The organism is Pseudomonas sp. H3_E04, from assembly GCF_054668915.1.
The window spans coordinates 4,050,643-4,064,114 of sequence record NZ_CP162797.1; the positions used below are offsets into that span (position 1 = coordinate 4,050,643).

Annotated in this window: 11 protein-coding genes; 2 read left to right on the forward strand and 9 right to left on the reverse strand. The window is 60.5% G+C overall.

Features of this window, described 5'->3' with window-relative positions; all coding sequences use genetic code 11:
- Nucleotides 1–61: 61 nt before the first annotated feature.
- A complete protein-coding gene (locus AB4N53_RS18350; RefSeq protein ID WP_460122166.1) occupies nucleotides 62–2,473 on the forward strand; it encodes a penicillin acylase family protein in 2,412 nt (803 codons plus the stop codon).
- Nucleotides 2,474–2,587: 114 nt separating this feature from the next.
- Here the strand turns inward: AB4N53_RS18350 and AB4N53_RS18355 are convergent, their stop codons facing one another.
- Nucleotides 2,588–3,553 carry a GlxA family transcriptional regulator gene (locus AB4N53_RS18355; protein ID WP_460122168.1) on the reverse strand — a complete coding sequence of 322 codons (966 nt, stop codon included), beginning with the start codon at nucleotides 3,551–3,553 and terminating at the stop codon, nucleotides 2,588–2,590.
- A gap of 311 nt (nucleotides 3,554–3,864) precedes the next feature.
- Between AB4N53_RS18355 and AB4N53_RS18360 the strand changes: the two genes are divergently transcribed.
- The gene (locus AB4N53_RS18360) at nucleotides 3,865–4,506 is read left to right on the forward strand and encodes an HD domain-containing protein (RefSeq protein WP_460122170.1); all 642 of its coding nucleotides are present in this window, start codon (nucleotides 3,865–3,867) and stop codon (nucleotides 4,504–4,506) included.
- Nucleotides 4,507–4,581: 75 nt separating this feature from the next.
- On the opposite strand, the gene AB4N53_RS18365 is transcribed toward AB4N53_RS18360, so the two are convergent.
- The 8 genes from AB4N53_RS18365 to AB4N53_RS18400 all read right to left on the reverse strand — a co-directional run bounded on the left by AB4N53_RS18365 (nucleotide 4,582) and on the right by AB4N53_RS18400 (nucleotide 13,389).
- Nucleotides 4,582–5,472: an ABC transporter permease subunit gene (locus AB4N53_RS18365; protein WP_150637049.1), complete on the reverse strand. Its 891-nt coding sequence runs from the start codon at nucleotides 5,470–5,472 to the stop codon at nucleotides 4,582–4,584.
- On the reverse strand, nucleotides 5,469–6,350 hold the full coding sequence (locus AB4N53_RS18370) for an ABC transporter permease subunit (protein ID WP_177327003.1): 882 nt from the start codon (nucleotides 6,348–6,350) through the stop codon (nucleotides 5,469–5,471). Before AB4N53_RS18370 ends, AB4N53_RS18365 begins: the two co-directional genes overlap by 4 nt.
- A 35-nt stretch (nucleotides 6,351–6,385) precedes the next feature.
- Nucleotides 6,386–7,528 carry an ABC transporter ATP-binding protein gene (locus AB4N53_RS18375; protein ID WP_016772662.1) on the reverse strand — a complete coding sequence of 381 codons (1,143 nt, stop codon included), beginning with the start codon at nucleotides 7,526–7,528 and terminating at the stop codon, nucleotides 6,386–6,388.
- Between the two features lie 63 nt (nucleotides 7,529–7,591).
- On the reverse strand, nucleotides 7,592–8,689 hold the full coding sequence (locus AB4N53_RS18380) for a polyamine ABC transporter substrate-binding protein (protein ID WP_038860901.1): 1,098 nt from the start codon (nucleotides 8,687–8,689) through the stop codon (nucleotides 7,592–7,594).
- Between the two features lie 186 nt (nucleotides 8,690–8,875).
- Complete coding sequence (locus AB4N53_RS18385; protein ID WP_039757472.1) at nucleotides 8,876–9,988, reverse strand: polyamine ABC transporter substrate-binding protein; 1,113 nt, start codon at nucleotides 9,986–9,988, stop codon at nucleotides 8,876–8,878.
- Nucleotides 9,989–10,159: 171 nt separating this feature from the next.
- Nucleotides 10,160–11,524 carry an aspartate aminotransferase family protein gene (locus AB4N53_RS18390; RefSeq protein ID WP_039757470.1) on the reverse strand — a complete coding sequence of 455 codons (1,365 nt, stop codon included), beginning with the start codon at nucleotides 11,522–11,524 and terminating at the stop codon, nucleotides 10,160–10,162.
- A gap of 56 nt (nucleotides 11,525–11,580) precedes the next feature.
- Nucleotides 11,581–12,939: a glutamine synthetase family protein gene (locus AB4N53_RS18395; protein ID WP_042607058.1), complete on the reverse strand. Its 1,359-nt coding sequence runs from the start codon at nucleotides 12,937–12,939 to the stop codon at nucleotides 11,581–11,583.
- Between the two features lie 93 nt (nucleotides 12,940–13,032).
- Nucleotides 13,033–13,389: a gamma-glutamyl-gamma-aminobutyrate hydrolase family protein gene (locus AB4N53_RS18400; protein WP_460122173.1), complete on the reverse strand. Its 357-nt coding sequence runs from the start codon at nucleotides 13,387–13,389 to the stop codon at nucleotides 13,033–13,035.
- Between the last annotated feature and the right edge of the window lie 83 nt (nucleotides 13,390–13,472).

Sequence of the window (13,472 nt, forward strand, 5' to 3'; positions counted from 1 at the left end):
TGCTCTGTGCTAAATGTTTGCAGCCCGACGGGCGGCCCTCCCGCCTGCACAAGGAGTCACCATGAAGCGTGCGTTCACCGTTGTTGCCCTGCTCATCGTTGTCCTGCTCTGCGTCGCCGGCGGCTATCTCTACAGCAAGCAGCCGACGCGCCAGGGCCAGGTCGAGTTGCGCAACCTGCAAGGCTCGGTGACCGTGCGCTATGACGAGCGCGGTGTGCCGCATATCCGCGCCGAAAACGAAACCGACCTTTATCGCGCCCTCGGTTATGTGCATGCCCAGGACCGGTTGTTCCAGATGGAAGCCATGCGCCGCCTCGCCCGCGGTGAGCTGGCCGAAGTGCTCGGGCCAAAACTGCTCGACACTGACAAGCTGTTCCGCAGCCTGCGCATCCGCGAGCGTGCCGCCAGTTACGTCGCCAGCCTCGACAAACAGTCGCCGGCGTGGAAGGGCCTGCAAGCCTATCTGGACGGCATCAACCAATATCAGAGCAGCCACGCCGCGCCGATCGAGTTCGACGTGCTGGGCATCCCCAAGCGGCCGTTCACTGCCGAAGACAGCATCAGCGTCGCCGGTTACATGGCCTACAGCTTTGCCGCCGCATTTCGCACCGAGCCGTTGCTGACCTACGTGCGCGATCAGCTCGGCGCCGATTACCTGAATGTGTTCGATCTCGACTGGCAGGCCAAAGGCGTTGTGGCTAGCGATCACGCCCGGCACGCGCCGGCCCTTGCCGCCGGCGACTGGCAGGACCTCACCGCCCTCGCCCGCCTCAGCGAACAGGCGCTGATCGACAACGGCCTGCCGCAATTCGAGGGCAGCAACGCCTGGGTGATTGCCGGCAGCCGCAGCCAGAGTGGCAAGCCGTTGCTGGCCGGCGATCCGCATATCCGTTTCTCGGTGCCTTCGGTGTGGTACGAGGCGCAGTTGTCGGCGCCGGGCTTCGAGTTGTACGGCCATCATCAAGCGCTGGTGCCGTTCGCGTTTCTGGGGCACAACCTCGATTTCGGCTGGAGCCTGACCATGTTCCAGAACGATGATCTCGATCTGATCGCCGAGAAGGTCAACCCGGGCAACCCCAATCAAGTCTGGTATCGCGGTCAGTGGACCGACATGCTCGTCAGCGAGCAGCAGATCAATGTGAAAGGCCAGGCTCCAGTGACGATAACCCTGCGCCAGTCTCCGCACGGGCCAATCGTCAACGACGCCCTCGGCAGCGCTGCCGGAAAAACACCCATCGCGATGTGGTGGGCCTTCCTCGAAACACCGAACCCGATCCTCGACGGCTTCTACCAGCTCAACCGCGCCGACACGCTGGCCAAGGCCCGCGCGGCAGCGGCCAAGGTGCAGGCGCCGGGTCTGAATCTGGTGTACGCCAACGCCAAAGGCGATATCGCCTGGTGGGCCTCGGCCTTGCTGCCCAAACGTCCGGCCGGGGTGAAACCGGGCTTCATTCTCGACGGCAGTACGCCTGAGGCGGACAAGGACGGTTACTACCCGTTCAGCGCCAACCCGCAGGAAGAGAACCCGGCGCGCGGCTATATCGTCTCGGCCAACTTCCAGCCCGTATCGCCGACCGGCATGGAGATTCCCGGTTACTACAACCTTGCCGATCGCGGTCAGCAGCTCGATCGTCAGCTCAGCGACAACCGGGTGAAGTGGAGCAACGAGACCAACCAGCAACTGCAGCTGGGCACGGCGACCGGTTATGGCCCGCGCCTGTTGGCGCCGCTGTTGCCGGTGTTGCGTGAGGTGGTCAGTGATCCGGCGCAGCTGAAACTGGTTGAGCAACTGGCGCAGTGGCCTGGCGACTATCCGCTGAATTCGGTCAGCGCGACGGTGTTCACCCAGTTCCTCTACGACCTTGCCGATGCGGCGATGCGCGATGAGTTGGGCAATGACTTTTTCGACACCCTGCTGTCGACGCGGGTGATCGACTCCGCGTTGCCACGCGTGGCGGCCAAGGCGGATTCACCCTGGTGGGACAATCGCAGCACGCCGGCCAAGGAAACCCGCGCCGATGTCGTGCGTACGGCGTGGGCGGCAAGCATGGCGCATCTGAAACTGACCCTCGGCGACAACGTGGCGGGTTGGCAGTGGGGCGCGGCACACACCTTGACTCACGGCCATCCGCTGGGACAGCAGAAGCCGCTGGATCGCCTGTTCAACGTCGGCCCGTTCGCGGCGCCGGGCAGTCATGAAGTGCCGAACAACCTCTCGGCAAAAATCGGCCCGGCGCCGTGGCCGGTGACCTATGGACCGTCGACCCGGCGTCTGGTGGACTTTGCCGATCCGGTGCATGGCCTGACGATTAACCCGGTCGGCCAGAGTGGCGTGCCGCTGGACAGTCACTATGACGACCAGGCCGAGGCGTATGTGGAGGGGATTTATGTGCAGGCGCATTTCAGTGAGGAAGAGGTGCTGGCGAATACGCGCAGTACGTTGAAGCTGTTGCCTGCGCGGGCTGCGCAATAGATTAATGCCGTCTCGACCGGCCCCTTCGCGAGCAGGCTCGCTCCCACATTGAAATGCGTTCTCCTGTGGGAGCGAGCCTGCTCGCGAAAGGGCCTTCAGCGACGCCGCAAAACGTCAGAGCTTCACGGCAAAATTCAGCCGAAACTGCTGCGGCGTGACGCCTAATCTGCGGTTGAACACACTGCGCATATGCTGCGCGTCACGAAACCCGCACTGATACGCCACAGTCTTCAGCGGCGCCGTGGTGCTTTCCAGCATCACCCTTGCCGCATCCACCCGCGCCCGCTCAACGAACTCCGCCGGAGTCACTTTGGCTTCCCGCGCGAACACCCGGGAGAAATTGCGCGCACTCATGTTCGCCGCATTGGCCAGATCGGCGATCGTCAGATCGCCAGTGAGATTGGCCAGCACATACAGCTGCACCAGCGCCACCGCTGACGTCGGTTCCGCATGCGGCGTGAGGAACGGGCTGAACTGCGATTGCCCGCCCGAGCGCTGGGTGAACACCACCAGCCGTTTCGCCACACTCAGCGCGACCTCGGCACCGTGGTCACGCGCCAGCAGGTACAGCGAAAGGTCGATGCCCGCCGTGACCCCGGCCGAGGTGTAGAGCGCACCGTCCTCGACATACAGGCGATCCGCCTCGACCCGCGTGGTCGGGCACAACTGCGCCAATGCCTCGGCATCGTTCCAGTGCGTGGTGACGGTGCGCCCGTGCAGCAAACCGGCGCGGGCGAGCATGAACGCGCCATTGCAGATCGAGCCGAAACGCCGGGCGCGGCCACAGGCTCCCCGCAACCAGGCGTCGAATGTGGGGCCAAAATCCATGAACGGCAATTGCGGGCCACCGGCGACCAGCAACAGATCGGGGCTATCCGTTGCTTCGCTGAAGTGACAGTGGGCGTTCAGGCTCATTCCGTTGGAACAGGCCATCGGCCCGTCCTCGAGGCCGATCACTTGCAAACGATAGTGATCCTGCGGCGCAAGAAAGCGGTTGGCTTCGGCGAACACGTCCATGGGGCCGCTGACATCGAGCGATTGCACCCCGGGAAACACTACGATGGCGACGGATTTGCTCATGACTCAAATGTCCTCGATACCTGTGACAAACACACAAACCTGTGGGAGCGAGCCCGCTCGCGAAGAGGCCATCACACGCAACTTAGCTGTCGAATGACACACCGCCTTCGCGAGCAGGCTCGCTCCCACATGGGCCGTGCCTGGCTTGTTGACCGGGTCACCCTGGCCAATCCACACCCGACAAGCGAGCCTGGCACGATTTGCAGGTGCAATGGCAAGGATCGCAGCCATTGCTCGATTGTTCGCTCGCCGCGCCAGGAACAGACTTTCTCCAGCAGCGCCACGACGGCGTTTTCGACGAGGAAACCGTTATGACCAGCACCATCGCCGGCATCAAGATCCCTGACAGCGCCCTCGCCCGGGCCACCACCGAATACATCCGCGACATCGAATCCGACCTGCTCTATCACCACTCGCGCCGAGTGTTTTTGTTCGGTGCCTTGAGCGGCGAGCGTCAGCAAATGGCCTATAACCCAGAGCTGCTGTACGTCGGCGCGATGTTCCACGACCTTGGTCTGGTCGCCGGTCATCGCAGCGATAACGAGCGCTTTGAAGTGGACGGCGCGAATGCCGCAGCAGCGTTTCTCAAGCCTTACGGGCTGAGCGATGACGACATCGAGCAAGTCTGGCTGTCGATCGCATTGCACACCACGCCGGGCATACCCAAACATCTGCGCCCGACCGTCGCGCTGGTCACGGCTGGGGTGGAGATGGACGTGCTCGGTATGGATTACGCGGCGTTCAGCAGCGTGCAGCGCGAGGCCGTGGTGCATGCGCATCCGCGTGGGGAGGGTTTCAAGGAGTGCATCATCTGCGCGTTTGCCGACGGCTTGCGCCATCGCCCGCAGACTACGTTTGGCAATGTGAAGACTGATGTGCTGGTGGATCAGCAGCCGGGGTTTCGGCCTATGAACTTTGTGGAAGTCATCCGCCGCTCTCCTTGGGTCAACTGAGATCGAATGTGGGAGCTAGCCTGCTCCCACATTTTAACCAGGTAGGCCTCGAGGTTGAGGCCAACCTGATATTGCTTAAGCCGATTGTGGCGCAGGCGCGCGGCGCGCATCCGGTTGCTTCCACGAATCGGCGGCGCTTTCTTCGATGGCTTGCTGGATGGCTTTCTTGCGGGCTTCTTCGGCGCGACGGCTGAAGAACCAGACGAGGAAGGTGACCAGCGACACCGCCAGCAGAATCAGGCTGGCCACAGCGTTGATCTCCGGCTTCACACCAAGGCGCACCGCCGAGAACACTTCCATCGGCAGGGTCGTCGAACCCGGGCCGGAGACGAAGCTCGCCAGCACCAGGTCATCCAGCGACAGCGCGAACGACATCATCCCGCCCGCCGCCAGCGATGGTGCGATCATCGGGATGGTGATCAGGAAGAACACCTTCCACGGCCGCGCACCTAAGTCCATCGCCGCCTCTTCGATCGACAGGTCCAGCTCACGCAAACGCGCCGACACCACCACCGCCACATACGCCGCGCAGAACGTGGTGTGGGCGATCCAGATGGTGACGATGCCGCGCTCCTGCGGCCAGCCGATCATCTGTGCCATGGCCACGAACAGCAGCAACAGCGACAGACCGGTGATCACTTCCGGCATCACCAGTGGCGCAGTCACCAGGCCGCCGAACAGCGTGCGCCCCTTGAAGTGGGTGATACGCGTCAGCACGAACGCCGCCAGCGTACCCAGCGCAACTGCAGCAACTGCGGTGTAGCAGGCAATTTCCAGCGAGCGCAGCACCGAGCCCATCAGCTGCGAGTTGTCGAGCAGGCCAACGTACCACTTGATCGACCAGCCACCCCACACCGTCACCAGTTTCGAGGCGTTGAACGAGTAGATCACCAGGATCAGCATCGGCAGATAGATGAAGATCAGACCCAATACCAGCATCAGGCTGGAGAAACGGAAGCGCTTCATTCTTTACCCTCCATTTCCTTGGCCTGACTGCGGTTGAACAGGATGATCGGCACAATCAGGATCGCCAGCATCACCACCGCCAGCGCGGACGCCACTGGCCAGTCGCGGTTGTTGAAGAATTCTTGCCAGAGCACCTTACCGATCATCAGGGTTTCCGGGCCGCCAAGCAGTTCCGGAATCACGAACTCGCCGACCACCGGAATGAACACCAGCATGCAGCCGGCAATGATCCCGTTCTTGGACAGCGGAATGGTGATTTTCCAGAAGCTGTTGAAGGTGCTCGAACCCAGATCCGACGCGGCTTCCAGCAGACTCTGATCGTGTTTGACCAGGTTGGCGTATAGCGGCAGGATCATGAACGGCAGGTATGAATAGACAATCCCGATGTACACCGCCAGGTTGGTATTGAGAATCTGCAGCGGCTCGTCGATCAGGCCCATGCTCATCAGGAAGCCGTTGAGCAGGCCATTGTTGCTGAGAATGCCCATCCACGCGTAGACGCGGATCAGGATCGCGGTCCAGGTCGGCATCATGATCAGCAGCACCAGCACCGTTTGCAGCTCTTTGCGCGCGCTGGCGATGGCATAGGCCATCGGGTAACCGATCAGCAGACAGAGCACGGTGCTGATAAAGGCCATTTTCAGCGAGCCGAGATAGGCGGCGATGTACAGCTCGTCGTCGCCGAGCAACGCGTAGTTGCCCAGGTTCAACAGCAGTTGCAGCTTCTGCTCGGCGTAGGTGTAGATCTCGGTGTACGGCGGGATCGCCACGTCGGCTTCGGCGAAGCTGATCTTCAGAACGATGAAGAACGGCAGCATGAAGAACAGGAACAGCCAGATGAACGGCACCCCGATGACCAGCTGCCGGCCATTGGGGATGATTCGGTTGATACGGCGTTTGAATTTGCGCATGTTCATGAGCGAAGTACCACGCCGCTGTCATCTTCCCACCACACGTAGACCTGATCGCCCCAGGTCGGACGCGCGCCGCGACGTTCGGCGTTGGCGACGAACGACTGCACCAGTTTGCCGCTCGGCAATTCGACGTAGAACACCGAGTGCCCGCCCAGATAAGCGATGTCGTGGACCTTGCCGCTCGACCAGTTGTATTCGCAGGTCGGCATGTCGGCGGTGACCAGCAGCTTCTCCGGACGAATCGCGTAGGTGACCGACTTGTCCTGCACCGAGGTGCTGATGCCGTGGCCGACGTAGATCTGCCGGTCGAGGTCCTTGCAGGTGATGGTCGCGTGGCCTTCGGCGTCGTCGATCACTTCGCCTTCGAAGATGTTGACGTTGCCGATGAATTCACAGACCAGACGGCTGGTCGGGGTTTCGTAGATGTCGATCGGGCTGCCGATCTGGGCGATCCAACCGAGGTGCATGATCGCGATGCGCTCGGCCATGGTCATGGCCTCTTCCTGGTCGTGGGTCACCATCACGCAGGTCACGCCGACGCGCTCGATGATCTCCACCAGTTCCAGCTGCATCTGCGAGCGCAGTTTCTTGTCAAGTGCGCCCATCGGTTCGTCGAGCAGCAACAGCTTCGGCCGCTTGGCCAGCGAACGGGCCAGGGCCACGCGCTGACGCTGACCGCCGGACAGTTGATGCGGCTTGCGCTTGGCATACTGGCTCATCTGCACCAGCTTGAGCATCTCGGCCACGCGGGCGTCGATTTCTGCCTTGGGGATCTTGTCCTGTTGCAGGCCGAAGGCGATGTTCTGCGCCACGGTCATGTGCGGGAACAAGGCGTAGGACTGAAACATCATGTTGATCGGACGGTCGTACGGCGGCATGTCGGTGATGTCGACGCCGTCGAGGAAAATCCGCCCTTCCGTGGGCCGTTCGAAGCCTGCGAGCATCCGTAGCAAGGTGGATTTGCCCGATCCCGAACCGCCGAGCAGAGCAAAAATCTCGCCCTTCTTGATTTCCAGGGACACGTCGTCCACGGCAATCGTCTCGTCGAACTTCTTCGTGACCCGGTCGATTTTGACCAGCACCTGTTTCGGTGTCTGGTCGCCCTCGAGGGCTTTCTTGTAGGCGCCGGAGGCAACTGCCATTTACGAAACTCCCAACAGAAGCAGCAGTTCGCCCCGCAAGACGAACCCTGGATAGTTTGTGCGTTATTTGCCCGACTTGACCTTGGTCCAGCTACGGGTCATCAAACGCTGAATATTGGCTGGCAACTCGGTCGACACGTAGGTCTTGTCGAGGACTGCTTGCGGTGGGTAAACCGCTTCATCGGTGCGAATGGATTGTTCCATCAGCTTGTCCGAACCCGGGTTGGGGTTGGCGTAACCGACGTAATCACTGACCTGAGCGATCACCTCAGGTTTCAGCAAATAGTTGATGAAGGCGTGGGCCTCTTTGACGTTGGACGAATCCTTGGGGATCGCCAGCATGTCGAACCACAGCGCGCCGCCCTCTTTCGGGATCGAATAGGCGATGTTGACGCCCTTCTTGGCTTCCTCGGCACGGTTCTTCGCCTGGAAGATGTCGCCAGAGAAACCGATGGCCACGCAGATGTCGCCGTTGGCCAGATCACCGATGTACTTCGAGGAATGGAAATAGGTCACGTAAGGACGCACCGCGAGGAGCTTGGCGGTGGCCTTTTCGTAGTCCTTGGTGTTGGTGCTGTTGGCGTTCAGGCCCAGGTAATTGAGCATGGTCGGCATCATTTCATCAGCCGAATCGAGGAACGCAACGCCGCAGCTGTGCAGCTTCTTGATGTTTTCCGGCTCGAACAGCACGGCCCAGGAATCGATCTTGTCGATGCCCAGCACGGCCTTGACCTTATCGACGTTGTAGCCGATGCCGTTGGTGCCCCACAGATACGGCACGGCGTAGAGGTTGCCGGGATCGTTCTGCTCCAGGCGCTTGAGCAGCACCGGGTCGAGGTTGGAATAATTCGGCAACTGCGCCTTGTCGAGCTTCTGGAACGCGCCCGCCTTGATCTGCTTGCCAAGGAAGTGGTTCGACGGCACGACCACATCGTAACCGGTACGCCCGGCGAGCAGCTTGCCTTCCAGGGTTTCGTTGGAGTCGAAAACGTCGTAGACCGGTTTGATCCCGGTCTCTTTCTCGAAGTCGGCCAGGGTCGATTCGCCGATGTAATCGGACCAGTTATAAATATGCACCGTACCGGCGGCCTGGGCTCCGACAGCGATTGTCAGGCCGGCAGCGGCCAGCAGGGCTTTGCGCAAAGAAGAAAATACAGGCAAGTGGAGGTCCTCTAAATTGATTGGGCCCAAGTTGCCCCGCGCTGCATGACAGCCATGGCTGCCCGACAACAAAACCGGCGCGCAACTTACCCTCGAAAAACCGATCCAGCAAAACTTTCTGTCATTTAATTATCCGCTGGCCGCCGTCGCGACGACGACGGCCAGTGGTTGTGGCGACAAACCGGCTTATTTGCCCGATTTGATCTTGGTCCAGCTGCGGGTGATCAGACGCAACGTTGCGGCGTCCAGATCGCTGATCGCATAGAGCTGCTTCTTCACTTCAGCCGACGGATAGATGCTCGGGTCGCTGGTGATGTCCTTGTCCACCAGAGGCGTTGCCGCCTTGTTGCCGTTCGGGAAACGCACGGCGTTGGTGATGCCGGCCATCACTTGCGGCTCCAACAGGTAGTTCATGAACTTGTAGGCGGCTTCGACGTTTTCGGCATCCTTGGGAATGGCGACCATGTCGTAGAAAGTACCGGCGCCTTCTTTTGGAATGGTGTAGGCCAGTTTGACCTTGTCACCGGCTTCCTGAGCGCGGGTCTTGGATTGCTCCAGGTCACCCGAGTAACCGACGGCGACGCAGATGTTGCCGTTGGCCAGGTCGGAGATGTACTTGGACGAGTGGAAGTAGGCGACCGAAGGACGGATCTTCAGGAACAGGTCTTCGGCGGCTTTCAGATCAGCCTTGTCCTTGCTGTTGGTCGGCTTGCCCAGATAGTGCAATGCCGCCGGAATCATTTCGGTCGGTGCATCGAGGAAGCTCACGCCGCAGCTTTTGAGTTTCTCGATGTTTTCCGGCTTGAACACCACGTCCCACGAATCGATCTTGTCGATGCCCAGCGCAGCCTTGACCTTGGCCGGGTTGTAGCCGATGCCGATCGAGCCCCACATGTACGGGAAGGCGTGTTTGTTGCCCTGGTCGCTGGCATCGCCAACGGCCTTGAGCAGGTCTTCGTCGAGGTTTTTCCAGTTCGGCAGCTTGGACTTGTCCAGCTCCTGGTAAACGCCGGCCTTGATCTGCTTGGCGAGGAAATTGTTGGAAGGCACCACGATGTCGTAACCGGACTTGCCGGCGAGCAGCTTGGCTTCCAGGGTTTCGTTACTGTCGAAGACGTCGTAGACGACTTTGATCCCGGTGGCTTTCTCGAAGTTGGCCACGGTGTCCGGCGCGATGTAGTCGGACCAGTTGTAGACGTGCAGTACCTTGTCGTCCGCGTGCACCGCACCCGCCATCATGCCCGCCATGGACAGCGCGAGCAGAGTCTTGCCAGCTAGCTTTTTACCTAATGCCTTCATGCGTCATGCTCCAAATTTTTCTTTTTTGAACCACTTTGTTCAGCGGCCGAACCCGGACAACTGGAACCGCGGCTAGTCTGGCAAGATCCGAGGCGGTCTTTCAACAAAAGACCAGCCTTTCTGACAGCTTTGAGCGAGTGCGCCGCAGCTCCCCCGCTCAAAGCCTAGCACCTAGGCCTGCAGCACACCGAGGGTCAGGTCCAGACACTTGCGTGCCTTTGTAACCAGCTCATCGATCTCCGCTTTGCTGATCACCAGCGGCGGCGCAATGATCATGGTGTCGCCCACCGCGCGCATGATCAGGCCATTGTCGAAGCAGAACTGCCGGCAGATCATGCCCACGCCCTTGCCTTCGTAACGCTTGCGCGTGGCCTTGTCCTGCACCAGCTCGATCGCCCCCAGCAGACCGACGCCGCGAACTTCACCCACCAACGGGTGATCGTTCAGCTCGCGCAGACGTTTCTGCAAATACGGTGCCGTTTCGTTGTGGGCGTTCTCGATAATTTTTTCGTCGCGCAGGATGCGGATGTTTTCCAGACCCACCGCTGCGGCCACCGGGTGCCCGGAGTAAGTGAAGCCGTGGTTGAAATCGCCGCCTTCATTGAGCACGGCCACCACCGAATCACGCACGATCAACCCGCCCATCGGGATGTAGCCGGAGGTCAGGCCTTTGGCGATGGTCATCATGTGCGGCTTGAGGTCGTAGAAATCGCTACCGAACCACTCACCGGTACGGCCGAAACCGCAGATCACTTCATCGGCAACGAAGAGGATGTCGTACTTGGCGAGGATTTCCTTGATGCGCGGCCAGTAAGTGTCGGGCGGAATGATCACGCCGCCGGCACCCTGGATCGGCTCGGCAATAAAGGCACCGACGTTGTCGACGCCGACTTCGAGAATCTTTTCTTCGAGCTGATTGGCCGCCCAGATGCCGAACTCTTCCGGCGACATGTCACCGCCTTCGGCGAACCAGTACGGCTGCGCGATGTGGACGATGCCCGGGATCGGCAGGTCGCCCTGCTCATGCATATAAGTCATACCGCCGAGGCTGGCACCAGCCACGGTGGAACCGTGATAACCGTTCTTGCGACTGATGATGACTTTCTTGTTCGGCTGGCCCTTGATCGCCCAGTAGTGACGAACCATGCGCAGCATGGTGTCGTTGCCTTCGGAGCCGGAGCCGGTGAAGAACACGTGATTCATGCCTTCTGGCGCAACATCGGCAATCGATTTGGCCAATTCCAGCGCCGGCGGGTGGGCGGTCTGGAAGAACAGGTTGTAGTACGGCAGCTCGCGCATCTGTTTGGCGGCGGCATCGGCCAGTTCATCGCGACCGTAACCGATCGCCACGCACCACAGGCCGGCCATGCCGTCGAGGATCTTGTTGCCTTCGCTGTCCCACAGATAAACGCCCTTGGCGTTGGTGATGATCCGCGGGCCCTTCTCTTTCAGCTGTTTGAAGTCGCTGAACGGGGCCAGGTGGTGATCGCTGCTCAGCGCTTGCCACTCACGGGTTTGCGGGTTGTTGCTGGTCATGCCAATTCTCCTTGTTATCGGTGAAGGCGCGACGGCTGGCCGCCGCGCCCGGCGTATCAGACGGCGAAAAGCAGGTACTCACGCTCCCACGAACTGATCACGCGCTTGAAGTTTTCATGCTCGGCCCGCTTGACCGCGACGTAGCCGGTGATGAAGGTCTTGCCGAGGTATTTCTCGACCGTCTTGCTGTTCTCCATGCGCTCCAGCGCATCTTCGATGGTCAGCGGCAGGCGCAGGTTGCGGCGCTCGTAACCACGGCCGACCACAGGCGCGCTCGGGTTCAGGCCCTCGACCATGCCGATGTAACCGCAGAGCAGGCTCGCGGCAATCGCCAGGTACGGGTTGGCGTCGGCGCCCGGCAGACGGTTTTCCACGCGGCGGTTCTGCGGCCCGGCATCCGGTACGCGCAGGCCGACGGTACGGTTCTCTTCGCCCCACTCGACGTTCACCGGTGCCGAAGTGTCCGGAAGGAAGCGGCGGAACGAGTTGACGTTCGGCGCGAACAGCGGCAACAGCTCGGGGATCAGTTTCTGCAAACCACCGATGTGGTGCAGGAACAGTTGGCTCATGGTCCCGTCTTCGTTGGAGAAGACGTTCTTGCCGGTCTGAATGTCGATGATGCTCTGGTGCAAGTGCATGGCACTGCCCGGCTCGCCGGTCATCGGTTTTGCCATGAAGGTGGCGGCAACGTCGTGCTTGAGCGCGGCCTCACGCATGGTGCGTTTGAACACCAGAATCTGATCGGCCAGCGACAGGGCGTCACCGTGACGGAAGTTGATTTCCATCTGCGCCGTGCCGTCCTCGTGGATCAGCGTATCGAGGTCCAGCTCCTGCAGTTCGCACCAGTCGTAGACGTCTTCGAACAGCGGGTCGAATTCGTTGGCCGCTTCAATGGAGAACGACTGCCGACCGATTTCCGGACGGCCCGAGCGGCCGATCGGCGGCTGCAACGGATAGTCTGGGTCGTCGCTGCGCTTGGTCAGGTAGAACTCCATTTCCGGCGCCACGATCGGCTGCCAGCCCTTGTCGGCATACAGTTTCAAGACCTTCTTGAGGACGTTGCGCGGCGACAGCTCGATCGGGTTGCCTTGCTTGTCGTAGGTGTCGTGGATCACCTGCGCGGTCGGCTCGATGGCCCACGGCACCAGGTACACAGCGTTCTGATCGGGACGGCAGATCATGTCGATGTCGGCCGGGTCGAGCAGTTCGTAATAGATGTCGTCTTCGACATAGTCGCCGGTCACGGTCTGCAGCAGCACGCTCTCCGGCAGACGCATGCCTTTCTCGGCGATGAACTTGTTGGTCGGCGAGATCTTGCCCCGGGTGATGCCGGTCAAGTCCGCGATCATGCATTCGACTTCTGTGATCTTGCGGTCTTTCAACCAATCGGTGAGCTGGTCGAGGTTGTTACTCATAAATGCCTCTGGGCTGAGTCTCCTGACGCGATGTCAGGCAATTTTGACGCTTGCGGCGTCGCGTTAAAGGGGGCTTGCTCGCGCAGTGCCGGCTTACGCCTGGCACCGCGCATAGACAATGAAAGAGGAGCTTACCTGCCCTTGACGCTGGCGTTGCATTTCCCGTGCACTTTGCAAACGTGCAGAATCAAAAGCACGGCGCCAAGTGCGGCACGGGCTTTGAGAGGGAAAGAGTTCTATAGTGGAAGGAGACGCCATAAAGCGGATGCTGTGCCCGACGTCCAGAATATCGGACGCTGCCGTTTTGCCGGATGTTGACGAGAGTCTCGCCGACAGGCTGCGCGCCTTGCTGGCTGCGCTACGGACGGATTGATCGCCACTGATGTGATGAGCATGCAGACCGGACTGTTGCGAGCAGTCGGTGATGCCGATTAACGGCAGGCGAGACATGAAGCACCCCGGTATTATTGCTGTTATGGGTTTGACCGGAGCTTAGCCTTGTTCATTTTTTTACACAACACCCCCGTAAAAAA